The sequence below is a fragment of the Proteiniphilum sp. X52 genome (assembly GCF_003712195.1).
In the GTDB taxonomy this organism is placed as follows: Bacteria; Bacteroidota; Bacteroidia; order Bacteroidales; family Dysgonomonadaceae; genus Proteiniphilum.
Genome location: NZ_RDSD01000001.1, coordinates 173,247 through 199,655, shown reverse-complemented (window position 1 = coordinate 199,655; position 26,409 = coordinate 173,247). Strand labels below are relative to the sequence as shown.

Annotated in this window: 16 protein-coding genes; 3 read left to right on the top strand and 13 right to left on the bottom strand. The window is 45.9% G+C overall.

From position 1 onward, the window contains the following. Window positions 1–47 precede the first annotated feature (47 nt). The gene (locus D7D25_RS00615) at window positions 48–1,241 is read left to right on the top strand and encodes a FecR family protein (RefSeq protein ID WP_122967036.1); all 1,194 of its coding nucleotides are present in this window, start codon (window positions 48–50) and stop codon (window positions 1,239–1,241) included. A gap of 423 nt (window positions 1,242–1,664) precedes the next feature. Further along, window positions 1,665–2,135 (top strand): SRPBCC family protein, encoded by a 471-nt coding sequence (locus D7D25_RS00610; RefSeq protein ID WP_255417118.1) that lies wholly within the window; start codon window positions 1,665–1,667, stop codon window positions 2,133–2,135. Between the two features lie 435 nt (window positions 2,136–2,570). Here D7D25_RS00610 and D7D25_RS00600 read toward each other — a convergent pair whose 3' ends face one another. From D7D25_RS00600 to D7D25_RS00550, 11 genes are all read right to left on the bottom strand, one after another. Further along, window positions 2,571–3,275: a porin family protein gene (locus D7D25_RS00600; protein WP_122967034.1), complete on the bottom strand. Its 705-nt coding sequence runs from the start codon at window positions 3,273–3,275 to the stop codon at window positions 2,571–2,573. Between the two features lie 404 nt (window positions 3,276–3,679). Then, a complete protein-coding gene (locus D7D25_RS00595; RefSeq protein WP_122967033.1) occupies window positions 3,680–4,081 on the bottom strand; it encodes a DUF2442 domain-containing protein in 402 nt (133 codons plus the stop codon). Between the two features lie 33 nt (window positions 4,082–4,114). Further along, the gene (locus D7D25_RS18705) at window positions 4,115–4,243 is read right to left on the bottom strand and encodes a DUF4160 domain-containing protein (RefSeq protein ID WP_370453815.1); all 129 of its coding nucleotides are present in this window, start codon (window positions 4,241–4,243) and stop codon (window positions 4,115–4,117) included. 468 nt (window positions 4,244–4,711) lie between these two features. Next, entirely contained in the window at window positions 4,712–7,006 is a 2,295-nt protein-coding gene (locus D7D25_RS00585; protein WP_255417117.1) for an alpha-galactosidase, read from the bottom strand. After that, on the bottom strand, window positions 6,988–7,173 hold the full coding sequence (locus tag D7D25_RS17810) for a hypothetical protein (protein ID WP_148038816.1): 186 nt from the start codon (window positions 7,171–7,173) through the stop codon (window positions 6,988–6,990). The genes D7D25_RS00585 and D7D25_RS17810 overlap by 19 nt, the downstream gene beginning before the upstream one ends. Next, a complete protein-coding gene (locus D7D25_RS00580; protein WP_122967032.1) occupies window positions 7,170–9,407 on the bottom strand; it encodes a S9 family peptidase in 2,238 nt (745 codons plus the stop codon). The genes D7D25_RS17810 and D7D25_RS00580 overlap by 4 nt, the downstream gene beginning before the upstream one ends. A 71-nt stretch (window positions 9,408–9,478) precedes the next feature. Beyond that, on the bottom strand, window positions 9,479–10,369 hold the full coding sequence (locus D7D25_RS00575; protein WP_122967031.1) for a hypothetical protein: 891 nt from the start codon (window positions 10,367–10,369) through the stop codon (window positions 9,479–9,481). Between the two features lie 89 nt (window positions 10,370–10,458). Continuing rightward, window positions 10,459–11,820, bottom strand: coding sequence for a Gfo/Idh/MocA family oxidoreductase (locus tag D7D25_RS00570; protein ID WP_122967340.1), 1,362 nt, complete (start codon window positions 11,818–11,820; stop codon window positions 10,459–10,461). A 317-nt stretch (window positions 11,821–12,137) separates the two neighbouring features. Then, window positions 12,138–13,994: a DUF1735 domain-containing protein gene (locus tag D7D25_RS00560; protein ID WP_122967029.1), complete on the bottom strand. Its 1,857-nt coding sequence runs from the start codon at window positions 13,992–13,994 to the stop codon at window positions 12,138–12,140. A 36-nt stretch (window positions 13,995–14,030) separates the two neighbouring features. After that, a complete protein-coding gene (locus tag D7D25_RS00555; RefSeq protein WP_122967028.1) occupies window positions 14,031–15,893 on the bottom strand; it encodes a RagB/SusD family nutrient uptake outer membrane protein in 1,863 nt (620 codons plus the stop codon). A gap of 3 nt (window positions 15,894–15,896) precedes the next feature. After that, window positions 15,897–19,235, bottom strand: coding sequence for a TonB-dependent receptor (locus tag D7D25_RS00550; RefSeq protein ID WP_255417116.1), 3,339 nt, complete (start codon window positions 19,233–19,235; stop codon window positions 15,897–15,899). Between the two features lie 783 nt (window positions 19,236–20,018). Here D7D25_RS00550 and D7D25_RS00540 point away from each other — a divergent pair. Beyond that, on the top strand, window positions 20,019–22,172 hold the full coding sequence (locus D7D25_RS00540) for a GH92 family glycosyl hydrolase (RefSeq protein ID WP_122967338.1): 2,154 nt from the start codon (window positions 20,019–20,021) through the stop codon (window positions 22,170–22,172). Between the two features lie 109 nt (window positions 22,173–22,281). Here the strand turns inward: D7D25_RS00540 and D7D25_RS00535 are convergent, their stop codons facing one another. Then, a complete protein-coding gene (locus D7D25_RS00535; RefSeq protein WP_122967026.1) occupies window positions 22,282–24,486 on the bottom strand; it encodes a DUF3857 domain-containing protein in 2,205 nt (734 codons plus the stop codon). 12 nt (window positions 24,487–24,498) lie between these two features. After that, window positions 24,499–26,340: a transglutaminase family protein gene (locus D7D25_RS00530; protein WP_158602499.1), complete on the bottom strand. Its 1,842-nt coding sequence runs from the start codon at window positions 26,338–26,340 to the stop codon at window positions 24,499–24,501. Between the last annotated feature and the right edge of the window lie 69 nt (window positions 26,341–26,409).

The following is a 26,409-nucleotide window of genomic DNA, read 5'->3' as shown; positions in this document are numbered from 1 at the left end:
AAGCATATGAAAAGGAGTCCTTTTGGCACAAGAAAATAGATACCCGAATGAAGACGGATGATATTTACACGAGTTATACGGATCTTTTGAAAGACAGACAGTTCATTCAATGGCAACTGATGCCGGATGAAGCACTGAACGACTATTGGGTACGGTTCTTCAAACAGCATCCGGAATTGGAGGAAGAGTTGCAAAAGGCAATCACCTACTTAAGAACAAAAGGATTAAATGAAAGCCCTTTAACCCAAAATGAACGGATAGCATTATTCAAAAGAATTCAAAAGAGTGTCCGTCGAAAGAAAAAGGTTGCACAACGCAGGCTTATCCTGTACGCATCTACTTCCGCGGCCGCAATTGCGTTACTCGTCATCGGCATAATGTTGTTTTCTCCGTTACGGGAATCGGTGCTTCACTCCGATTCCGACAGGGAACTGATTGTGGGAGAGCTCCTGAACAATCAGGATATTCAATTTATCACTAGCGGGGAAACCCTTTTGTTTCAGGATGACGTGGATGTCACCTTGAATAAAGAAGGTACCGCCGAAATCATGCAAGGCAATCGGGAGAGCAGCAAAATCAAGATAACCCAGGATGAGCTCAATTCGTTGGTCGTTCCGTATGGCAAGCGCTCCACCGTCACCCTCACCGATGGCAGCAAGATCTGGCTCAACTCCGGATCGGTACTCGAGTTTCCGGCCCGGTTCGTCGGTAATAGTCGGGGGATACGACTGGCTTCCGGAGAGATGTATATAGAGGTGACGCACGATGAGGAGAAACCATTCCATGTGCAAACAGGCAATCTCAACATAAGGGTGCATGGCACCAAATTCAATATCACCAACTATTCAGGCTCACCCCAATCTGTGGTGCTGGTGGAAGGAAGTATCAGCTTGCAAATGAAAGGAAATAAGGAGTTATTTATTAAGCCCAGTGAAAAGGCCACTTACTCCGAAGGTGTCTTCAACACGGAAATGGTCGATGTGGCTCAGTTTATCAGTTGGAAAGACGGCTATTTCTCTTTCGACAAGACACCGATGACTGAAGTGCTCCAACAGATCGGCAAATATTACAACCTCTCATTCGATTTCAACAATGACATAAACCTCCAGAAACGGAGCTGTACGGGAAAGATTTACTTATCGGATAATCTGGATAATGTAATGACAACCGTCACTCTATTGACATCTACCAAATACGAAAAACAGGAGAACAAGATATATATCACCAACGATCATGATTAAGGGTTAATAAGAGTAGTACGGAAGCGTGCTCTCGGGAAACTTTTCCCATTCGTCCAGTACCGAATCATTTATCCATAAAGTCAAACGTCTCCTGTTGCATAAACTCCGATTATATTCTTTCCAATTCCTTATTTTATATTTATCTTTGTGCGGGGTGGTTGGAAAGGTACTCATTGGTATCTACATTTTTAGTTTGCAAATACAAAAATATACCAATAACCCCTATTTTTCATACCGTTGCAACAAAGTCCTTGCACAATCTAAAAATGAATTTGTGCAAGCGGCACTTGCACAAATCACCTGGCATCATGGTATCAGCCTGTTAACCAAATCAGAAGACAAACAGAAAGGGCTTTTTATATAGCCGAGACTGCCAAAAACAACCGGACTAAAACGGGAATTTGAACTTTTAAAAACAATAGAATGGCAAATAACAGACCGACAGTAGAAGCACAAATGCTTATTAGAAAACCTGTTTCACACGTTTTTCAGGCATTTATTGACCCGACAATTACAACCAACTTTTGGTTTACAAAATCAAGCGGAAAGTTAGAAACAGGAAAAACCGTAAAATGGGAATGGGAAATGTATAATGTTTCAAGTAAAGTGCGGGTAAAAGAAATCATACCTCACGAGAAAATTTCGATTGAATGGGACAACCCTCCAACGACAGTGGATTTCGAGTTTAGGGCACTGACAGACGAAACGACTTACGTTGTAATCAAAAATTACGGCTTCAAAGAAACGGGGGACGATTTAATTCAGGCAATTAAAGACAATACAGGCGGTTTCACAACGGTTTTAGACGGAATGAAAGCCTATTTAGAACACAATATCAGATTAAATTTAGTGGCCGATAAATTTCCAAAAGAAATTAGCAATCACGGCCAGTAAAAGAACAAACGTAACGGGGGAAGAGAGTTGAAAATCATGACTCCAGGCGTTGGAAAGAGGAAAACGGCTGTCACCACCGAAGTCTCAAGCGGCCATGTTCCGGTATAAGAGAGGTGAAGTTACTGATATAAACGGTAACTGTGCCATTAAGATTCCGACAGGGAGGAGAGTCCTGACATTCTCATTTGTGGGCATGGAGTCGAAGCAGGTCACAATTGACAAGGGAACTAACTGCTGATCAAACGCGCAACCTGACTTTGGCTCCGTCAACAGTGCAGATAAGCGAAGTGGTTGTAAACGGTATCTTCCAGAAGAACAGAGACGCACAAAGCAAAATCCGGTTAGAGAAAAATTACCTTGGGCTGCTTGATATAAAAAAAGAGCCGTCTCGTTTTGAGACAGCTCCTTTTATGATCTCTGTTTAAACAGGTGTTCTTAAAATTTGAAACCTACTGAGAGGTACGCATTTTGGTTTTTTACGTTAACCCCCTTATTCCTCGAAATATTGAGCAAGCCCATGTCCCATCCCAAATCAACAAGGAAAGAACCGAATTCGGCGCCCAACCCTATGCCGACACCGGCATCGAAAGGCTTGTACCCCATTTTTTTATCAAAAGTCTTCACACCGGTTGTCGAGGCATTTATCTCCTTAAGGGCAGCCTCGACGGCTGCTTTTTTATCTGCCGGCACATTGCCGGGAGCTTTCACGGTGGACTTGCCGCTTATTTTGCCTCCTATTCCGTAAGCCGCGTAGGGACCGGCATGCAACACAAGGCGCGCCTCGGGGCTCACATCTATTTTATAGGCAAGATGCAAGGGAACCTGCAAATACATGGCATTGACTGTTTTATCCACCGTGCCCGAAAGCTGGATCTCTCCCACTTTCTGGTCTATTTTTATGGATGACAGTTTCGCTCCCTTTTTAATAAAATACAATCCCGACTGGATAGCCATATTGGATTCAAACTCATAATCAACTGCCATACCCACGTTAAAACCTAACTTCATCTTGGAGTCTTTCACCTCTTTACCGGAAAGATTCGACATGTTTACTCCGCCTTTAATCCCTAAAGACAATCCCTGAGCGCTCACGGCTCCAACCATGGCCACCATGGCCAACGCCAATACAATCTTTTTCATAACTTTTTTAAATTAACGGTTAGTTTGTTTAAAAATACAGTGAAGCGGTCTTTTTATCCGCTTACGAGAATAAGACGCGGGAAAACAAAAAACCCTCACGGGTGAACTGAAAAAAATCACAAAAAATTACTGCTTGCAAAAAAAGAGCTGCCACCTGACTTCGACAACTTTTTCACCTTCAAACGTTGGAAATGGGAGAAAAGTCAAGTAAAATTATATGGTATTAATATTAAAAGTTTAACCATTCATCAAGTTCAAGAAGTGGGTGCGCCTTTATTGATCATACAAAAAATGGGATGATATCATTTATTGCCTCCTATTCTGTAATGAATGGATCTATGACATTAGGTATGATGATGGCGCTGCAGTATATTATTAGACAACTAAACGTTCCTCTCTCTGGGTCAGGCCTCAATCAGTTCCTTCCCTACCTGCTTCACGACATTTATAATTTCCTTCTCCCGTTCTTTTGAAGGCTTTTTATTTCCGCTTATATAAGCAGCCAAAAGGCTTTGTTTCATCCCCAGGCGCCGGGCAATCGCCGATACATTCAGTTCGGGATGTTTGCGGAAAATCCTTGCAACTCCTACAGGTTCCGGATCATCATAGAGAAAGCTGTCCAGCGACATATCTTCGTCCACATCTTCCCAACGTATGCCGGAGTTGTCTATTTCGTAATTCTGGCGTTGTCCCGGGGTTGCATTCAGTAACCGCGGGTACCATAACAGCGATTGCCACAGTTCCCTTCCGTCATCAGTAAGGATGAAAATTTTTTCACCTTCAAACCATAATTTTTCAACTTTCATAGTAATACTTGTTTTAATCCTGATTTCCGGGGATTATTCGCCGAAAACCCTTTTCCATTCCTTCATAAAATTCTCCTTGTTCTCCTCGAGAATACTTTCGGCAAGTTTCACATCTTTTGGTTTCAGCCCGTTATTGTATACTAACCGGAGATCCTCTTCAATTTCAAAATTCGCCTCTCCATCGCTACTCTTTACGGGAATATGAATGGCTCATGATCACGCGTGTAGAAATAGAATCTTAATCCGAATAATATTAAAAGCGTAGGCATAACTATTATTTTTTCACACCACAAATATAGGTTATAAAATTATAACCTGCAAATATTTTGTGGATCATTTTACAGGAAATCTTAGTTTTGATCTGATTTTATTCTCACCTTTTTCATCTTCGAACCGTTGTTGTGATTTGAGACTGTTTCCCTTTGGGTTGATTTTCTTCTAAATCATACTGGTATGGACTGTCCTTTAATTGGTTAACAGATCGTAAATCTTTCAACAAAGAGTAGGAATTTGTACTCTCTGGGAGCACAAATAGCGTTGATTATTGGAAACTTGCATTAAAACAGGACGAAAAGTCAGACTCATTCAGATGAGTCCGGCTTTTCAGGGTATACAGGCGGTCTCTCAATATTAAAATTCCTCTGTATGAATAACTGTCGCTGTGGATGTTTGCTGCTTTCCTTTTTCTTCCGGCTTACTGCCATCCTGTGATGCCTCGAGGTAGAGTACCATGCTCTGGTAGATGTTCTGCAGGTTGGGGTTGATCCCTTCCTTCATCAGGAAATCCCCGTCGATGTTCCTCCCTTCGGCCCAGAAAGCGGGCTTTTCATTGTTCAGTTCCCTTATCCGGTAGCTCGTATCCCCATCCAAGCCGTTCAGCTTGAAGTTGACGGTCGAGAGGTAGCCCTTGTAGTCGAGGCAGAAGGCGAAGAAGAGTGCCCTTTTCTTGTCCTTGCTCACGTACATCAGCGCGTAGTAACCCGATTCGTCATACGGAGAGACGATCCTGTAGAGGTCTCCGAACTGTATGATATCCCTCACCTGCTTGTATTGGGCGATGGCCTTCTTGATGGGGGCAGCTTCATCCGAGGTCAGGTCCGCCAGCTTCATCTCAAAGCCAAGCCTGCCCGTCATGGCCATGTCCATCCTGAACTTGGCGGGGATTATCCTGCGGGTGTGCCTGTTGGGCACGTGCGAGAAGTGCGCCCCGGTGGCTATGGCGGGGTATACAAGGTTGGTGCCGTACTGTATGAAGGCCCTGCTGAAGGCGTCGGTGTTGTCGCTCGTCCAGAAGTCCTGATGGTACTTCAACGACCCGTAATCCACCCGTCCCCCGCCGGAAGAGCATGCCTGGATGATGATATCCGGATATTTCTCCCTGATCCTCTCGTACACCTTGTAGAGCCCCCGCGTATAGTCGACCCAGAAGTGCGACTGCCTCTCCGGGGGAAGCCAGGCCGACCCCACCGACTCGATATGCCTGTTGGCATCCCACTTGACATAGGATATCCTGTCGGAGAGCTTCAAAACGCTGTCGAAGGTGTCGAACACAAAGTCCTGCACCTCCGGGTTGGTCATGTCCAGTACCCACTGGTTCCTGCGGGTAGGCACTTCCCGTCCTCCGGCCTTCACGATCCACTCCGGATGTCTGTTCGCCAGATCGCTCCGCGGGTTGACCATCTCCGGTTCGATCCATATCCCAAACTTCACGCCCTTGCTTTCGGCATACCTTGCCAGCGCGTCTATCCCTCCCGGGAGCTTGTCCTTATTCACTTGCCAGTCGCCCAGGCCCGCCGCGGCGCTGTTCCTGGGATAGTTGTTGCCAAACCAGCCATCATCGAGGACGAACATCTCGATACCCAGCGCGGCGGCACCGTCTATCATCTCCCTGAGCACTTTTTCATCGAAGTCGAAGTAGACCCCCTCCCAGCTGTTCAGCACGACGGGTCGGATGGCCGCGGGATCATAGAGCCCGTCCTTCCTAGCCCAGTCGTGCAGGTTCCGGCTCGCGTCGCCCGCCCCGCGGGCACTGTAGGTAAACACCATTTCGGGGGTAACAAAAGTTTCCTCCGGTGAGAGGCGATATTCCGAGGCGTAGGGGTTGATCCCGGCCGAGATGTTCAGCGTGCCGAACTCGTCGAGATCGAAGTTGATCCTGTAGTTGCCTCCCCAAGCCAACGCCCCCGCGATCACCTCCCCTCCGTTCTCCCGCAACGGGCCATCCAGGGAGAGCAGGAACGAGGGGTTCTCGCTGTGGGTCGAGCGGAGCCCCTTCCGGCTCTGTATGGTCTTCATCCCCGGGGTGAGCCTCGCCTCCACCACCGACATCTCGGTGGTGGCAATCCCGTGAAAGTGGGTCAACCAATAGCCGCGAGCCTCCACCGGCAGGTAGAACGAGTAGTAGTTGCCCAGCACCACCTCCCCTTCCTCGCCGTTTTCAATCTCGGCGTGCATGGTGAAGGTGTCCTCCGCACGGTAGGCCCTGTAGACCAGCTTCACCCGGAATGGGTGTTTGGTATCCTCCAGGTGGATAACCAGTTCCGATCTGTTCTTATCGTGGTCAATCATGCGTTCCGATCTTGCATACCTCAACTCCGTGTTCAGGTCCCCGTCGTGGTGGGTTACCCTCAGAGCCGGCTCCCTGAAGTTCTTCCCGCCCATGGTGGAGTAGGCCTCGTTCCTCGTCCCGTACTCATCCGTACGGTAAAGTGTTTTTGACAGGAACGGGGAGGGATCCTGCAACCTCTTTCCAAAATAGCGGTGCAGCAACACGCCCCTGTCGTCCACTTCCATGACCAGCGAGAGGTTCTCCGTATTGAGGACTATCAGTTCATTCTCACCCGACACGCGCGCCACAAGCCCCATGGACAGAAACACGATTGCCAGGCATACCATCTTTTTTTTCATCATATTGTTGTTTGCCATATTTCTTTTTGTTCGCGGGTGGTTATTCCCAGATTTACCCCCTCCACCCCATTCGTCATCGGTGTCTTGCCCGCAAGGATCTCCCTCAAGCTCCGGTTCATCATTCCCGCGACCACGCCCCGGCACTGGTCCGGGCGTCCCGCATGGAGGATGTCCGCGGGATTCATGTTTCATCAGCGACCCCTCCTGTTGGATATAGATCCTCAAATGAGGTTGTCGTGTCATTTTTCAACCATTTATTGAACCATTCAAGGTTTTTAGTCAGAATTCTTTTATATAAAAGAGGGTCTGTTATGCTATGCCCCATTCCGGGGTATATTTCCAAAACCGCAGGAATTCCATACGATTTCAACGCCTTATAAAACAGTACGGCCCCTCCTACCGGACACGCCGGATCCTTTTCTCCATGCTGTATCAAGGTGGGGGTTCTCACTTTATGGGCATGGTAAAGAGGTGAATATTGAATATGCATCGCCCCATTTTCCCAAGGACGCGCATCGAACGCCCTGTGCAATATCCTTTCCACTGTCCAAAGACCGGCATACATGCCCTCGATACTCGGCAATCCGGCTCCGAATTGCGCTGCCTTGAAGCGAGTGGTTTGCGTGATGATGGATGGAGTTAGGAATCCCCCGTAGCTCCAACCGCAAACTCCCATCCTCTCCTCATCTATAAATCCCTGGTCTATCAAATAGTCCACGCCGCGCATGGCGTCCCTGAAATCCATCCTTCCCAGGTCGTGATGGGTTACTTTTATAAACTCCGTACCATAATTGGCACTCCCCCGGAAATTGGGGAACAGCATCACATAACCAGCCGAGGAATAGGCTTTCAAGGGATATTGCTCCCAATCGGGCAACCATTCATTCAGCTTATGCCAATTGGGACCACCATGCGTAATCAATAACAGCGGATATTTCTTATTCGGATCAAAGTCTGCCGGTTTAATAAGTAAAGCCTCAATTTCCCATCCTTCATTATTGTAGGTAATGATTTCCCCTTGCTCTTGCTCATAATTTTCCACCCAGGGATTGAGATCTGAAACGCGCTTGGGCCGCCAAAGGGTCAAGTCTGTGGTGTATATATCGGGTTTCGTATTGATGTCCTGCCAGATAAAAGCAACCCTTTTGAAATCCTTGTCAAAAGTAACCTGGCTCACACATTTTTTGCCCCTGGTGACGTGGCGTAACTCCCCTGTGGCCACGTCAGCGGCAAACAGGTTATAGCCCACACCCTCTCCATTCGTAAACCACACCTCCCTGTTATCGGCAGACCAGGTGATGCTCTCACCTCCACGGAAAAGATGAGCATCCCTGGAGATCACTTTCGTCGCCCCTGTGCTTATTGACAGCACATGCAACCTGAGTGGAATATAGCGGTTATAGATGGTGAAATCGGCCGTTTCAGGGTCTTGGGCAGTAAAAACGAGTTGCTTGCCGTCTCTCGACCATTTGAGACTACCCAATTGAGGGAACGGATCCTGTGTCAACAGCTTAGAAGCCCTCCCTGCTACGTCATGCAGCCATATTTTTCCCGGGAGTAGAGAAGCCCCGTCGTGATAATTGACATAATCGGGGGTCTCCATTCCTGCGACGACATAGGCAATATTGTTTCCATCAGGCGCCCAAGCAAAGAAACGAACTCCATCCTCTGACTCGGTCAAAAACGCGAGTGTTTTATTGCCGTTCGCGTCAATGGCACACAATTGGGGAGCTTCCTCCATGGTCTTGCGGCAAAGGAAAGCGATGGTGCGTCCGTCGGGCGACCATTGGGGGGTGTTTGACAAAATCAAGGCATCAGTCAGTTTATGGGTCTCGCTGTTCTTGAGATCCACCATCCATAGCACCTTCTTCTGCGGCCAAATCTTCTCTTCCGGAGAGAGCACCACACCCCATTCCTTCTTATATGCCATCTCCTCGGGGGAAGCCGGTTCGTTGGTCACACATAATAACCGGGATGCGTCGGGAGACCATGCGTACGCGCTGATATCGCCGTCATGACGCGTAAGTTGGCGGGGCTCCCCTCCGTCGGGCATCATAGCCCATACCTGTATGGATCCATTGTTTTTCTCCGATCTGGCCAAATAGGATATCTGTTTTGAATCGGGGGACCATTGGTATATGCCTGCCTTGGGATTTACCGAAGGAACAGTGTTGGGCATATTTAACTCGACGGTATGTTCGTTGTCAATACGTACAGCATAGAATTTTGACGGCACGGCAGGATAACCGCCACCGGTTGTTCCTGTCTGATAGAAGACATATTTTCCGTCAGGAGATATTTCCGAGAAAACAAGCTGTTCGGTTCTTAGAATATCGTCAATGGTCCATTTGTTCTGAGAAGATACCCCAAAAATGACCAGGAATAGCCCTAAAGACGCTGCAATTATTGTATCCCGCATCAAATTATCGTTTTAATAACCTCGCTGTCCCCAACGGAAACGCTTATGCGCCCGCTGTGGGTGCACAATAGCTAATCTTTATAGACCCCTGCCATTTTTATCAAAAATTTATATTGGAAAGTGTCATAATTCGTGGTCTCCCGGTTAAACATGTGCCACCTGACACCATGTCCGCGCCAGTTCACATCTCCACCACCGTCGGCACTGCCAAAAATAACATACTTGTCTTCCACCACGGCCACTACCAGCGCGATGTGTCCCTCGAAACCGATTAAATCGCCCGGCCGTATATCCCTGTAGCCCCTTTTCAAGGAGACTTCCTGGCTTCCGGGATATACCCTGAGATCTCCAGCCCATTTGCTATACAGTTCCTGGTTTCCATATTTTGTAATCCCCGCATTGATCAAGGCCCAGCCCACGTATTGCGAGCAGGTAAAGCCATTGTCCACCGTTTCCCCCATATTTTTCACATTAGGCCAATGAGGGCGTACCGGACCGGAAGGATAAGAAGCCCCCCAAGGCTTGTATACAAGTCCGTTATGATGAATTTCATCGAGGAACAACCCCTTTTCCATGAACATGCCAAAATATCTATATTCGGGATCAACGTCGGGGTTGGTATGATGCCAGATAGGAAACGCATAGGGGATACAATAGTCAAATTCCGCCAACAGAAACAATCCCGCAGTAGCCACTTTACCCCGTACCGTCTTTGCCTTGCTCATCTGCTCCTCAAATTTTCTTTTCAATTCATTTTTCTCTTCTTGCGTATATGAATTGCCTGTCAAATGAGGCCTATTATCCACACCCCTGTAATCGAACGGAACAGGAATTTGCTCGTCAACCACTTTTTCCCCTTCCTCTTCTTTGGGATTGGTGTTGTCAATCACTTCCGCATCACCGCACGACCAAACCAGCGCGCCGATAAAAAACAGGCAATAATAAATCCATTTTCCTTTCATCCTCTCTTCTCGTTGTTATTATGATTATTCCCAAATCTCAGGCAACAATGGCTAAATTAAATTAGCCTTGTTGCCTGAGGAATGGATGGCTACACGCCAAAATAAGGCTCTCTTGTTTCCCATTTTCCTCGCGTGAAATCGGGGAAAAATTCAGGGGTGCTGCCGTTGGCGATGGATCTTTCCGACAACGGAATGATCACACTCCAGGTAGCGGCGTCGTACACATCAATAGGCGGATAGAGATTGCCTTTCACACAAGTCACAAAATCTTTAATGGTAAAATAATCAATTCCTCCATGCCCGGCATTCTGGGCTTTTTCGTAATGATCCTTCCATACAGGGTGATCGTATTCCTTCATGTATTTATCGTACTCATCACCCTTTTCCCATTGATGATGTTTGGGCGATTTGCCTTCAATATAAATGCCTCTCGACCTGTATAATCCTTCCCAGATCCCGTTAGTGCCCTGCAGGGAGTAGTCTCTCGAATAGGGGCGGGGGAGATAATTGTCGTAGTTGACAATGATCGTCTCACCTCTATAGGTCTTGATGGTTGTTGTTACAATATCTCCCTGTTTGAAATTATAACTGGCATTGGGATGGTCAGGGCCTCCCTGGGGATGATTCTTGACATACTCGTTAATTGTCTTGGCCTTGGTTGCCACCGAAGTCAAATACAAAAAGCGGTTACCACAGTTGATATCGAGCCAATTGGCCACCGGTCCTATGCCATGCGTCGGATATTGATCGGCATTGCGCAAGGCCGCATACTTCACGAAATGTTCTGTGGTGGTCTTGACATCCACAGGCTGGAGCCATTTGGGGCTTCCCCACGCAGAATGCCTGTAACCGCACGTGGCATGCATGGGAATACCGAAAATGCCTTCTCTCAACATTTTCAACACAGCCATACACTCCCTGTCATAACAGCAGTTCTCCAATAGCATCATATTCGTTCCTGTCTCTTCGTGGGTATTGACTAACTCCCAACACTCTTCAACGGTTCTTGCTCCCGGCACTTCCAGGCCCAGATATTTGTTTGCACGCATCGTATCAAGGGCCACGGGCATATGCCAGTCCCAGTTTGTGGCCACGATCACGCCATCAATGTCATCCCGTTTCAACAGGTCGCGATAAGCATATTCACCGCCTGTGTATACGGGCACACTCCCCGCTTGGTAACCGTTTTGGGCCAATACCTTTTGCGCTTCCTCAATGGCTTTGGGATTGACATCGCATATTGCTCCAATCTTCACACCAGGCTGTACGGCGGCAAGCCTCAGCAGATGCCTCCCCCTGTTACCCACCCCTATCACGGCAATAGACACGTTTTCTTTTGCTTTGGGTGTGGGTGTTTTACGGGAGGAACGCGGGAAAACCTGTTCTGTAGCTACCGCCAATCCTACCCCGGTAGCGGCGGCTGTCTTCAAAAAATCTCTTCTGTTTAACATTCTATTGTTACTTGATTGCTTAGAAGCTGTTTTGAATTTTTTCATCCATTGTTTTTTAGCCATTTTTTGATGGATTTGGATTTTCATTTATTGAAATGTAGCGGGCTACTTAAAAGAAATGAAAGTTCAAAGGCGCAAAAAAGGGCAAAAAACAATATGAAAGAGCGGAAAAATAAGCGTAAAATAATTACTCGTAAAATTCAAAACAGTTTCTTATTTTATAATCATACATTGGAGTTCATATCGAATAAGATTTTAGATGCCTGATTATCAGCAATCTTATTCCTTAATCAATAGAATATCCATTATATGCCAATTTATTTATCATCTTTAATGCAACGAACACAAATTGCCGTATTCCGATATCGAGGCATACCTGTTCCGAATTGAAGATTGGATGCATTCCAGCCGACGAATCCATGCGAAATGGTCTGGGTGTGGGAAGTCACCTGATCCACCCAGAAGTAGGTCTCTTTTCCGGAATTTGCCAAACTATTAACGGCGCCATTCGCATGTAACCGATATCCGACGATAGGAATATAGCGAATCTCCGCGTCGGCCCAATCGCTTCCTGTGAAGGTTTCCACATCGCCAATGGTAACACTGTTGGGCACCAACTTGGCTGTAATCTCTATATGTGCGGATCCGGCTGTGGGATAATCGACCAGCTTGTAACGGAAAGCTGAGGCGTAAACCGTGTTTTTGAACCGGAGGGCAACCACGGTGGTGGCATCTATCTTCTTATAATCGGCCGTATAATCAGCCACCTGGTTATTCCCCAACAGATCGATATTATTCTCTCTCACGTCATTCGCCGCAGTCAATGTCACGAAATTGACAGTCCCTCCATAGATCATTGAATAGGATTCATTGATCTTTGGAACACGCCACCCGGCAGGGCAAGGGTCTCCACCGTTACTGCCGAAGTATGTGGAAGGTACTCCGCTGGCCGTGTTTGTCTCTGCCACCACCTTCTTCCAGCTATCCAGATCGGTCCTTACCTCGGAATACCAGTTGGCATTCCCGGCCGCGCTACCCGGTTGGAGGAGAAGGGTGTTGGTGTTGGTCCACGTGCCCGGATCCGTGGGAGACGTGACACCTCTTACGATGGGTATATTACCTGTGGGAGGAAGCGGTATGTTTCTTCCATACTGGTAGAGCATGCCACTCGCTGTTTTCTCATCGCCTGTGGCAAAGGTGTTCAATTCACCCACATTGAATTTGGCCCAACGTTCCAATGGATTCAATATTGTGGGCGAAAAGGAGACTTGCAACAAGAACACCGATTTACGTTCATTGATCTTGTTAGCCGACACACCGGTGATGCGTAATGGCAACATAAACTCACCAAACAGGAAGTTTCCTTTGCTATCCCGGAATCCCTCCTTCACAAGATTGAGGTGGTAATTCACAGTAGTCCCATTACCCGGTATCACGGCCGTAAAGGGTGGTGTCATGTTGTCAATTACGGCGGATGGCAATAGCGTATAAGAGGTGTTGTTCGCGGCATTATACTCGTCAATCAACGCCTCGTCGAGATCTATCTCTACCCTGACCTCTTCGGACCAGTCATAGGTCTTACGTAGTTCGAAGTGATAGCCCACCGTTTCAACCGAGAATGGATACTCCATGCTATCCATCTGCTTTACAAACTCCACATAAGGCTCAATGACTACGGGAGACACCAGCAGGATTGCCCTCTCCGGGCTGGAAAATGCGATGGAAGAATTTTCCACCCTTAACCGGCATGGTATCACATAGGTATCGCCGTCCTCCTGCAAGGCACTGATCCGATCGGTATCAAGATCAAATTGAAAAAAGTCCTTATAACCCTCTTTCGGGAATACCAGTTTATTGGATTTCAGTGTATAATATTCCGGAGGCAACACCATGTAAGAGGTGCTGTTTTCCGCATTATACTCCGCCAACGCATCCGGATCGATGTCAAGGTACACCTCCGCGCCCTGTTGTCCTACTCCACTTTTTATCACATACAATTCAAGGGTGGATTTCTCGAGGGTTGGAATATTTTTCGCGACAAAGCCGAATTCCAAGAAATAGATCTGGTCGTCCACCATTTTATTCATCCGGTAGTCTTCACATGAAAGCACGAGAATGCCAAGGAATGATGCGATAACCAGGCTAAAGCTGATTTGTCTTATATTATTCTTCATACAATTATTATATTTTTTCTTGTCGATGTAACTTTATTACCATCCATAATTCTGCGTAATATTGCGCATCTCGGCCTGTTGATTTTCATGTATCGGAAGAAAATAGTGCTTGGGTTCAAACACCAGTCTTCCGGGTTCGAACATGTCATCCACCCGTTCCCAGGAATCTTCATAATTGGTCGCGGCCAGATTCAAGGTGTGAGGACGATAATTAAACTCCTGCTCTGCAATCATCCAAGTCCTCACGTCATAGTACCGTTTGCCTTCAAAAGCCAACTCCACCATCCGCTCTTTCCGCAATAGTTCTCTTAATAAAGTTTGGTTCCCGATCACTTCCGGATAGGCTTCCTCAATCTTATTCAGACCGCTTCGGGCACGTACCAGATTCATATATTTCAATGCTTCGGCCTCGTCCCTGTCGGGCTTTTCATTACATGCTTCCGCATAGTTCAAATAGATTTCGGCCAACCGGTAGTAAGGCCACACAATATTGCCATAGGCATATTTCCCCACATCAGCCCCGGGATCACTAAACCTTCTCCATAAGAATCCGCTTTTCAGGCATTCCTGAGAAGAATAGTAAGAGGCGGTTCCCCCATTAAAAAATGTCAATTGAATGGTTCCTTGGAAGGAATTTTCAATCCAGTACATGCCGTTGGCCAATACCGATGTATAGAAACGGGCATCTCTCCCTTTCAGGCTGTTGTGGGCTTTAAAAGTGGCGAATTTGTCCAGCGGGTGTGTCCAGTTGTCGGTAAAACCCGTTGCTTCATAGCCGGATAATCGATCGACGATCGGCCTTACTCCATCATAGCCGGTAACAGGGTATCTTCCTGTGGAAGCCATAGGATAGGTATCCACCAATTTCAAGGAGGCTCCGGTTCCCGAGTTTCCTCCACCGAGCAGTCTTGACGTCCTGGGCAGGGCTCTTTGGTAAAAACCGCCATATTCAGTGGCAGATGCCCATTTTCCCCAGATGACCTCATTGTTCCATTTTTCGAAAAACACTCCCATATACGAGCGCATCGCCTTTTCAAACGGGTCCACCACACCGGGATAATTATACAGGTCATACATCTTCAAGTCTATGACCTCTTTAGCCGCCTTGGCCGCCAAATCCCATTTATTCGGATCGGGCGTTTGAGGAAACAAATAGTCGCCATACAAGTTCATCATCTCACCCCGGTACAACGCGCAGCCATTGAACAGAGGACGGGCCGCATACAGCAACAATTCCGCCTTGGCTGCCATGGCCGTTCCTTTCGTAATACGCCCGTATTCGGAAGTGGATGTTCTTTGCTCGGGTAAATCCCAGATGGCCTTGTCATATTCAGAGAGAATAAAGTCCACATTCTGTTCAACGGTGTGCCTGTCGACTGTTTCGGCGTCGATAAACTGATCCGGCATTTGATCGCCCCATACATATACGGGTCCATACTGCCTTAAAAGGGTAAAATAGTAATAAGCCCTCAAGAAACGGGCCTCAGCCTTCATGATTACTTTCTGTTCAGCACTCAGATCCTCCACATTGAGAATATTATCCATAAAGATAGTTGCCTGGCTTATACCCTGATACCTTGAGGCCCAAATATGATAATCATTGCTCGACACTCCAAAGGCCCCCTGTCTGAAATTATTCCATGCTCCGTAGGTATAGGACAATAACGCTTCGTCACTTCTGGATACCACACTATAGTCTCCGTTCAAAATGTCAAATCCGGTAGACAGATAAGAATAGACATGCGCCAAGTACCTTTCAGCAGTGGCTCTTTTTGAGAATGTCTCTTCCATAGTGAGCTGGTTACCCTGTAGATTTACATCCAGGTAATTACTGCAGGATACCAGCATGCTGCATGCCACTACCGAAAGGATGGTATATTTAATTGACTTTGTCATCATGATTTAAAAGTTTATATTTAATCCTAAATTGAGTGATTTCATCATGGGATACGATCCGCCTGTGGTCCCCCCCGACTCGGGATCCCACATCTTAAAACGGCTAAAGGTCAGGAGATTCACTCCCGTCACATAGAACCTTATAGTTTTTATGTCAAACCTTTCGGTAACCTTTTTGGGCAGGGTATAGCCGAGCTCGACATTTTTGAGTCTGAGAAAACTCATGTCACGCTGCCAGTAGGTGGAGCGTTGCCTGTTATTATGGTTAATATCCACTGATAATCTTGGAAATTCCGCCTGAGGATTTGGATCCCGGAGCGTCCACCTCTTATCGGCCACCTCTGAGAATATTTGTCCTGAAATAAGGAGATTGCCACTTGAACCAAAAATGCTGTTACCCTCGATAAACTTTGTCACATTGGCAACCCCCTGGAAGAATGCCGAAACATCAAATCCTTTATAACTGATGCTGGGGCCAAAACCATAACTTATTTCGGGTATGGATGAATAACCGATAGGAATAAAATCGAATTGGTCAATTACGCCGTCCCCATTGATATCCTTGTATTTGATATCTCCCACTCTTGCTTTTCCAAACGCGGACTGGCTGGGGCTGGTGGCTATTTCTTCCTCCGACTCGAAAAGACCCAAAGCAATTAATCCCCTTTGTTGGAGATGGGGTGTATTTACCTCTTCCTGGTAAGCCCACGTGGGTGTCGGCTTGTCATCATACAATTTCTTGTTGCGGTTAAAGGTGAAATTTCCCCGGGTAGATACAAACAGATCGCCAAATGATTTGTAAAACTCCAAGGAAGAATCGAAGCCCTGATTTTGCATTTTCCCCAAGTTGACATATTGCTTTACATTATTCCCCACTATCGAGGGAACGCTCTCTTGTTGGATATATATGCCATCGCGCCTTTCAAAGAAATAATCCAAATCGAGTCTTAAAGAATTGAAAAGGCCTATTTCAAGCCCGCAATTGAATTTCTTAGCTTCCTCCCATGCCACATTCGGATTTCCGGGATGACCCGTTGTAATACCGGTGTATGAGGCTTGCCCGGAACTGCCGAAAATCCAACCCTCGGCATCCCCGTTCATCTCGGTATTAAATGCAAACCGGCGATCTCCCCCAATCTGATCGTTCCCGATAATGCCATAAGAAGTCTTTAATTTTAAAAGATGTATTGTCGACACCAATGATTGAAAATAATCTTCATTGCTTACCAGATAACCTACGGCAACGGAGGGGAAAAACCCGAACCTGTGTTTTGGTGCGAAGTTTTCAGATCCGTTGTACCCAAAGTTCCCTTCAATAAAATATCGATCCTTAAACGAATAGGTGGCGCGACCCGCGATACCGGTATTTCTATTAGGTATAGCTGCTATGAAGTCCGCCGGAAAATCGTTGGTATGTTGCCTCATGCTAAACAGGAACATAGATCCTACACGGTGGTGATTAAAGACCCGGTCATAGATGACAGAGGCCTCAAAGTCTGTAGCCTTCCATCCGCTATTGGTGCGGTTTAATTGCAGGTAATCACTCCCTGTCCTGGTTTCTTCAAAAATCAAATAGCCTTCTTCATCGCGCCCTAGGGCAAAATAGGTACTGGGTGTTTTCCGTTGATCAATGACATTTGCGCTCTGCGCATCCCAAGAAAACTTCACATTTGCTGTCAAGCCGGGCGTGATTATATCGGAGAAGTCCTGGGTAAGGCTGATCAAGGATTGCGAGTTGAACCAAGTATCGCGTGAATAACCGGTAAAATTAAGGTCATAGTATGGATTCCGGGAATTGGACGGCTTCATCCGTGCATAGCTTCCATCGGAGTATATGGTAGGATAAGAGATTGCCGGCGTTTGAAGGACTCCTGTCCAGAGATCGGTATGATTAGCTCCCAGGCGGTTTCTGGTATCATATTGATTCGCCAGATTCAAGGTAAGCAGGGTGGATTTCGTGATACTCACATCGATATTGGAGCGGAAACTAAACCTATTAAATGCCACTGAATTATCATAAATATCGTTTTTTATCGGGGCATACATACCCTCTTCCCTATAAAAATTCCCGGAAACATAATATTTGAAGATATTGCTTCCGCCGGTCACACTCACGGAAGCCCGGGAATTGGGAGTCGCCTCCTTGAATACTTCCTTCATCCAATCCACATTGGGATACAAATCAGGATCCGATCCATCCAGGTACTTCTCTTTTTCCTCCGCGGAGATGGGATAAAAACCGGATATATCATAGTTCACGTCGTTATAAAAATCGATCCATTGCGCCGCATTCGCCAGCTTGGGCAGTTTCACCGGGTTGGAATAGCCATATTCTAATTTCGCCTGGATAGCTGGTTTGGTACTTTCCTTCCCCTTTTTGGTTGTTATCAGCACAATTCCGTTGGCGCCTCTCACTCCATATACCGCAGTGGCTGTCGCGTCTTTTAGAATAGAGAAAGATTCGATATCATCCGAGTCTACCAAATCTAAATCCCTCTCTATTCCATCGACAAGGATCAATGGCTTGTTATAGTCACCGAAAGTACTAATACCTCGAATCCAGAAGTTCGAAGAAGAACCGGGCTCTCCCGTGCTCTGCACGGAAACGATGCCGGCAATCTGGCCGGCCAGCGCGGTACTCAACTTTCCCGCCGGCATTTTTATATCATCCACAGAGAGTCCCGATATTGCCCCGATCACACTCTCTTTCCTTTGCTTGCCATATGCGACAATAGTCACCTCTTGCAACTCATCTGTCTTTTCCCGCATAACGACATCGATCGCGCGCCTGTTGTCGACTTCGATGGTTTGGGATTCCAACCCCACAAAAGTGAAGACCAATTTATCGGTGGGCTGGACGTCAATCCTGTAAACACCGTCGTTATCGGTAATCACTCCCCTGGACGATCCTTCCACGACAATTGTCACGCCCGGCAAGGGGGAGCCTTCAGTATCTTGCACAATCCCCCTCACCTCGATAGAGCGTTGTTGATTTACCCTTGAAACGGAGGTTGAAGCAGTGCTATTGACAGAACTTGCTTTCCCATGCAAAATGACAACCTGTTTATCCAATATCTTATAAGTAAGGTCGGTGTTGGAGAGTAGTTTGTCCATTATGGCGGTGATGGATTCATTATTCACTTGTATGTCTACTTTTTTAACCGTTGCCGCTTCCGTGTTGTCAGCAAAGACAAATACGAATCCGGTTTGTTTTTCAATCTCCTTGCAGGCTTCCTTTATTGTTGTCGCTTTTAAATTCAAGGAAAGCATCACTTCCTGTGAATGACTTATGGCCGCATGAGAAAACATGATACTAAAACAGAGAAAAAATACGGTTATCCTCATGATTTTTAGAATATATTTGTAATAATTGAGAGATTTTGTTTTCTCAATCGAATGCGTATTCATATATTTGTATGATTTAATTATTATTGAACTAAGAAAATTAAATTACCCCCGTCGAACGGTATTCGTGGTATCGTTCGACTTTTTTAGTTATTATCGGCGCTTTTTTTATCTATCTCATAGGCATGCGTATTTAAATTATATTGATCAGAATAATCCTTGCTGGTCTTTAAGACACAAAAACACGGTTCATTTGGGTGAACGATTTAGACCCCCTACTTTTTTATCCGCAGTTCTGCAAATCTCTATTTAACAGCCACATAATCATCAAATTGCCTTGATTGCTTAAAAAAATGCATTTCCTAATTATCAAGCACTCATAAGCAATTTTCCGAAAAAAATACCCAACTGTTGTCTATAAAAGACGACCCGATAAAAAAAATATCCCCTTCCAATTGAAAAAACTTTAAAATTTTAACTTTTAAATTTGAGCCACTCTGCAAACCCCGTTTTCTCAAAAAGTGGAAAAATGAAGATTCGGCGGACGAAATTTGTTCTTTTGATAGAGGCCTTCAGATCGCATTGGATTTTGAGGTGAAAGGGAATACAGAGAATCCGTTTAGGCACAAAAAGTGCGAACACGATGTGACGGGATATGAGTGGAAATGTTATCTGGATTATCTGGATTTTACCGATAAGCATTTCAAAAATAAATTAATTTTTGACTAACTTTGATGTTGTCATTCATTTATGATCACTTATTTCCTCACCTTCAGCAACAAGATGAAACTAATTTCACCCATTATTCTCCTGTCGATCGTTTTATTCGGTTGCACAAGTACTCCAGAGAAACCTCTCACCGATTATGTGAACCCTTTCTTGGGTACAGCCACCCTATGGGAACCGGAGGATCTGGGATATGTACGTACCTGGGATGTGCGTACCTGGGGGGCCGAGGTCTTTCCCGGAAGTTCCCTGCCCAACGCCATGGTGCAGTTGAGTCCCGTCACCCAGTTCCGGAGCGGAGCGGGCTATCAGTATGAGGATACAGTGATCTATGGTTTTTCACATACCAATAAAGGGCACTGGAATCTGTTGCATATTCCCCTGTTACCGGTGACCGGAGAGATTGCTCCCGGAAATTATGCCTCCGCTTTCAGTCATGATAACGAATCGGCTCACCCGGGCTACTATCAGGTATTCCTCGAAACATATAGTATCGACGTGGAACTGACTACTACCCTGCGTTGCGGATTTCACCGGTATACCTATCCCCAGGGTGAAGACAAAAAGCTGATTGCCGATATGAACCGTTCCAATAATCGGGTAAAGGAGTGGAGCATCCAAAAGGTAGATGAGTATACTTTTTCCGGTTTTCAGGATGCCGAAGGAAAAATGTATTTCTATGCAGTATCCAATTATCCGGTAGAGGATATCCAACAGGTAAAAGACGATCAGCATGAAATTTCACTGGTAAATTTCGGAGAAAACCGTCAGAAAGACCCGCTGGAACTCAAAATAGGATTCTCCTTTGTCAGCATCGAAAATGCAAAGATGAACTTGGAAGAGGAGATGCTGAATAAAAGTTTCGAACAGGTCCGTGAAGAGGCCGACAAAGAGTGGAACAGTTTGCTGTCGAAGATCAAAGTATCAGGTGGTAGCGAGCGTGAAAAAGGGATCTTCTACTCTACCCTCTATCGCTCATTCCTCTGGCCCGCCCTGCGCAGTGATATAAACGGGGATTTCACGGATGAAACAGGAGAAGTCGTCAATGAAGGATTCCGTTATTACACCAATCCCTCGTTCTGGGACGACTATCGCAACAAGTTAGTACTACTGGCTATGTTATCACCCGATGTGACCGCTGATATCATCAAATCGATTACCGACAAAGGGGAGAAAAGAGGCGGTTATATGCCGACCTTCTTTCACGGCGACCACGCCTCGGTATTCGTGGCGGGCAGTTATCTTCGCGGCATCACCGATTTCGATCTGGAACGTGCTTATAAGCTGTTGCTGAAGAATGCTACTGTACCCGGACGTGGTGGAAGGCCTTATCTGGACGAATACATTGAACGGGGCTGGATTGCGGAAAAAGACACCACCAACGTGCCCACATGGGATGAATACAAGGCTGCTGTTACCAAAACAGTGGAATATGCGTATGATGATTACGCGACGGCTTTGATCGCCAGGGAACTGGGCGATGAAGAGCATTACACGTTACTGATGGAACGTTCCTACAATTATAAGAACCTGTTTGACCCATCCACCGGGTTTTGGCGTGGAAAGATCGACAACGGAAACTGGATTGAGGACTTCGATCCCTACTATCCCTATTTCGCCTATATGTACCGGGAAGCAAATGCTTGGCAGTCACTCTTCTTCGCACCACACGATCCGGAAGGAATGATTGCATTGTACCCGTCTCATGAGGCAGTGGATCAGGAACTCGACTCTCTCTTTACCGAGCCCTGGAGGGGATATGAAGCACATAATATGACCGGTTTTATCGGTAATTATTGCCACGGTAACCAGCCCTCCCACTCGATACCCTACACCTATTATTTTATCGACAGGCAGGAGAAAGCGCAATGCGTGCTGGACAGTATCATGGATCGTTTCTACGATATGGGCGCCGAGAAACTGGCTTATGCGGGCATGGACGACGCGGGTGAGATGTCGGCATGGTACGTGTTCAACGCCATCGGGCTGTATACCTATTCACCAGCCGATCCGGAATATATCATCTCTGTTCCCCTGTTCGACGAGGTGAAATTTTCTTTGGGTGAAGGCAGGGAATTTACCATCAGGAAGGAGGGCAACGGAAAGAAGATACAACAGATCAGATATGGCAACGAAACCATAGACGGATGGTTTATTCGACACGACCAATTGGCACGGGGCAAAGAACTGGTCATCACTACTAGTGAATAGTAAAATAACGGGTTGCTAACAATTTCATCTTATTCCGACTCTTTCCGCCAGTAAAGAGTGGAAAAATAAGCGTAAACATTATGTAATCAAAACACGGTAAAAACCCGTGTTATAACTTTTTGAGAATAATTGTTTTTGCCTGGAAATCGTTTGTTCTCTTGGCGATCAGAAGCATTTCACCCCATTTGTCGACCGGCACATAAGATTTCTCATACAGCTTATTTACCGTCACGACTAACCTGTTTCCCTCCAACTTATAACCGGATTGAAATCCGCCGCAATCGTTTGAATATGCAGAAGTCAATGCATCCAACTCCTCAACGGCATATCCTTCGGGTATCGCTATCTCAATTTCATAATCCAAACGCATGGCAGTCGGGAGATATGCTTCGATATTACGTTTTTCATCCAGCTCGTCAGGTTCCCAATGCTGCCCTATCAGCCTGCCTATTTCGAGGATGAGGTTGCTCCCCGCGCTCTTCACCAATCCGTCTAATGTGTAAGATACCGTATAATCCAGTGCGGGACGGTCAGCGGTCACACCGATCGCATTGAGTGAATAATCTGTTATCTTATCCGGTTTTTGTCCATGATAGGCTGTAAGCTCCAGTTCGACATTCTCTTTTTGATTCTCCCTGCGGTTCTCCAACGCCGAGACATATTCATCCACACGCTTACGGGTCGATTTATTTTCCTGCAACTCTTCCATCAATGTTTGTCCTATACCAAGCTTTTCCCTCATTTCTCTATCCCAATCTTCATAAATCACCAACGGCCAATAGTCTTCTTTCATACTACCCGTGCATTTGAGATCGCGCTTCACGTTTAACTGTAACGGATTATCGACCGGGAAACTCACCTCAATCTTGGAGTTTAAACGATTATCGCCTGCTTTTGACTCCGGAATTTCATATTGCCCCGCACTGCCTTCTATCCCGTACTTCTTATTCATGGCATATTTCACCACCTCAACCGTGGAAGCGGCCTCCCCTTGATAGGGGGGCGGGATTTCTCCGGCATATCTGTATCCATTGACGAAAAAGAAGAGTTGGCGATCATTCGCCAACAAACCGGCAAAAATATCGTCATCCGAGACCACTGCGTCTTTTCCGGGGCCGAACCGGCTGGTAACGAACAGAAGTTTGTGCGGCACATCATGTTCTTTAAAGAGTTGTTGCAACCTGACAACAAACTTCAACCTCGGATAATTGGCATAATCGTTCGGCCAATGAAAACGTAACGCGTCATACAACAATACCGCCAGTTCGTCATCACTCATCGACGGGTGTTTGTCCTTGTAGGCCAATACGGTCTTTTTAACTTTCTTATCGATTTCCTTCATCCAGAACATTTGCTTTTCCTGGGCCGCCAGAAAAGTTTTGGAATCATTCAGATATTCATCATAAGGCAAGTTTTCATACACTCCGCCGGCACGGGCATTGGGCGATTTAAATATCAATTTGGAAGCGTTATTCAGCACATACATACGAATCATGGGAAGGCTCCTGTAAGGCGAAATCCAGCGCGTATCATCCAGCGCCCGTACTTTCATAAGATTCTCCGCTTCGGTGTCGAGTATATAATTGTTATCGGCATCAATGGTCTGTCTCATTTCAGGAGCGCCGTTGACAGAACGGTATTCCACAGTGAGTTTATTCCCGAATTCGCAATGGATAGAATATTTTAATACGGGATATTGTCCGAAAAAGGCAAATATCTCCGGGGGAACGTTATAGGTCTCGAGTTCCATCTCATCACAAACAAAGTAATCCAGAATGTCACCCACTTGTAAGCCTGGAATAGCCACTTTCTTGAGCATCTCTTTCTCTTTTTTTCCTTCCGTCATGGCAACCGCTTCTTCATCAACGGCAACTTCTATCGTGCTGCCATCCGGTTTGATCACCCTTGCACCGACAATTGTCCGAAGTCTGTTCGAGCGCATATGTCCACTCATTTTGGTTTCTTCCCTGAAGGACAATTCCGAAAATTCAGTCAAAGCCGACAGACCGTTTATCTTAACCATCCGTCTGTCGATATTGGTATAATATAGCTCACGGTTGATATCCCCAAACAGAAGGGCATTCATCCTGAACCGGTTTTTGCTGGTCGCTTCTATATGCTGATGGCGGGCAAGAATAACAGCCGATTCGTTTTCATAACCGGCCGGTAATTCATACTGTTTGAACTCGGGTTTATCCCAGGCCCAGACCATTTCCCTTACGGTTTTCGCATGCGCCTGACGGTCATCGGCAAAAGCACCTGTCGAAAATAATAAGAGCAGTAATACAACAGGGACGGAAATCTTCGTAGTCATAAATATAGTCGTTTAAATTTTTTCAAGGGTGATCTGTCTTAAATAGGCGTTCCTCAACATGGCTATATCCGCATTCCATCGACGGAAGTTTGATTTCGGCAACATTGTTTTTTTTATCGTGATTTCTTTATGATACAGGACGCTATCGTCGCTTACAATATATCGAATACTGAATTGATAATCATCTGTCTCTATTTCCATATTCGGGGGAATATCTTTCACCCGATAACCTTCAGGAATTATAAGCCGGATGTGGCTCTGAAGACTTTGACTGAAAGGAAAAGCATAGTCGTTCTTTCTTTTAAGCGTATCGACAGCCAACATCGAAAAATCTTTGAAAACATCCGGATCGATATATAACTCGTCAGAGAAAGAACGGACACACGAAGGCCGCAGATCCTTGTATGATATGGACAGGCCTTTTGATCCGGTCTCCACCCCCTGGATATCCATTTCCAAAATCGAATCGGCAGGATTGTTGCTCTTCAGCCAATTCTTCAGATAGATATCGGCATCGGTTTTACTGGCGTATCGGATAGAAGAGATCATCGCATATTTGGGTTCTCCGCCAAAAGACCATTGCGATTCACCAGCCAACTTACCACCATCCACCACATACTCACTCTCCAACCGAGTCCGGTTATGAAAGGGGGGAAACGATGGAGTGCGAAGCATCAAATAACGATCGCCGTCCTCCACCATGGCCATTTTTCCCTGGATGGGATAAGCTATTTCGCCAAAAGGCATGAATTTAACTGTGGGATCTAAGAAATGAAATCCGCCATTATAGTTCAACGCGCATATCATATGATCGGCAGAGGGGATAGGCAACGTCCATTCGCGGCCCGATTCCGTTGTGTTTATCCATACCAGGCGGGCGTCAAATCCTTCTGCAAGCAACAGGCATTTCAACAGGTTGGACATTCCTTTGCAATCCCCGTATTTCTTCCTTACCACAGCCTGCGCCTCATCAGGTTTAAATCCTTGGATACCGTATTCGAACGCGACATATCTTATATTATTCTGAACCCAATTCAGCAATGCGTTAATCTTATCCGCGTCGGTTCCACTCTCTTTGGTTATCTCCTTGGCCAATTCTGCTATCACAGTGTGGTCATTCACGGTCATATCAGCCTTGCTCTTGCACCACCTGTACATATGTTCGAAGCTGTAAAAATATTCTTCCGTTCTTTTATTTATTACCGCTTTTCGGGGAACAATCTGAATATTGGGAAACGCAAGCATATAATCGGGCATAAAATCCTCAGATCTGTATGCTTCCTGATTTTCTAGGTGATAGGTGTATATTGTGTCTCCCGACTTAGGGTCTACGATTACCGATTTGTTTATTCCCGAATCGAAATTGTTCTCGATAATATCTATTTCCATCCACCGCGGAACAATGATCCGGATCGTTTTATTCTTGATGAAATGGTTCTCCAAGATATTGACAAACGAGAATCCACATACATCGTTATACTTCTTTTCGTAAGTTACCGTCCCCACTTCATTTTTATCTTTAAAGCGTAAGCTAAGGTGACAGACTTTACTATCATCATAGAAGATATTTTCCTTTGTATAAGTCTCATATCTGGGAGAAGAAGCTTTTACCCCCTTTACCCTGATTTTGGTTATCTCGGAATTCATATCATAAAACCGATAGAAAGTAACCGGTTGGAGATTTCTCGCACAAATATAAGTAACATCCTGATTCTCTTTCACAACAACCTTGTTATTCTCCATCATATAGGTATATGTGGATTGCTGATCACTGATGATCATATTATCATCGTCATTGTGAGATAAAAGGGGAATGGGCAGGAAAGCGATTAACAACAATAAAAGATACTTCATAGGCATAAAACCCAATGGAACGATTCATGCAATAATTGAAAAATATTCGGGCACTGCAAAAATAATAAA

Excerpts from the sequence above, each read along its gene's own strand:
- D7D25_RS00615 (WP_122967036.1), top strand. The coding sequence starts at position 48 with ATGAAGACGGATGATATTTACACGAGTTATACGGATCTTTTGAAAGAC.
- D7D25_RS00610 (WP_255417118.1), top strand. The coding sequence starts at position 1,665 with ATGGCAAATAACAGACCGACAGTAGAAGCACAAATGCTTATTAGAAAA.
- D7D25_RS00600 (WP_122967034.1), bottom strand. The coding sequence starts at position 3,275 with ATGAAAAAGATTGTATTGGCGTTGGCCATGGTGGCCATGGTTGGAGCC.
- D7D25_RS00595 (WP_122967033.1), bottom strand. The coding sequence starts at position 4,081 with ATGAAAGTTGAAAAATTATGGTTTGAAGGTGAAAAAATTTTCATCCTT.
- D7D25_RS00585 (WP_255417117.1), bottom strand. The coding sequence starts at position 7,006 with ATGGCAAACAACAATATGATGAAAAAAAAGATGGTATGCCTGGCAATC.
- D7D25_RS17810 (WP_148038816.1), bottom strand. The coding sequence starts at position 7,173 with ATGAATCCCGCGGACATCCTCCATGCGGGACGCCCGGACCAGTGCCGG.
- D7D25_RS00580 (WP_122967032.1), bottom strand. The coding sequence starts at position 9,407 with ATGCGGGATACAATAATTGCAGCGTCTTTAGGGCTATTCCTGGTCATT.
- D7D25_RS00575 (WP_122967031.1), bottom strand. The coding sequence starts at position 10,369 with ATGAAAGGAAAATGGATTTATTATTGCCTGTTTTTTATCGGCGCGCTG.
- D7D25_RS00570 (WP_122967340.1), bottom strand. The coding sequence starts at position 11,820 with ATGTTAAACAGAAGAGATTTTTTGAAGACAGCCGCCGCTACCGGGGTA.
- D7D25_RS00560 (WP_122967029.1), bottom strand. The coding sequence starts at position 13,994 with ATGAAGAATAATATAAGACAAATCAGCTTTAGCCTGGTTATCGCATCA.
- D7D25_RS00555 (WP_122967028.1), bottom strand. The coding sequence starts at position 15,893 with ATGATGACAAAGTCAATTAAATATACCATCCTTTCGGTAGTGGCATGC.
- D7D25_RS00550 (WP_255417116.1), bottom strand. The coding sequence starts at position 19,235 with ATGAGGATAACCGTATTTTTTCTCTGTTTTAGTATCATGTTTTCTCAT.
- D7D25_RS00540 (WP_122967338.1), top strand. The coding sequence starts at position 20,019 with ATGAAACTAATTTCACCCATTATTCTCCTGTCGATCGTTTTATTCGGT.
- D7D25_RS00535 (WP_122967026.1), bottom strand. The coding sequence starts at position 24,486 with ATGACTACGAAGATTTCCGTCCCTGTTGTATTACTGCTCTTATTATTT.
- D7D25_RS00530 (WP_158602499.1), bottom strand. The coding sequence starts at position 26,340 with ATGAAGTATCTTTTATTGTTGTTAATCGCTTTCCTGCCCATTCCCCTT.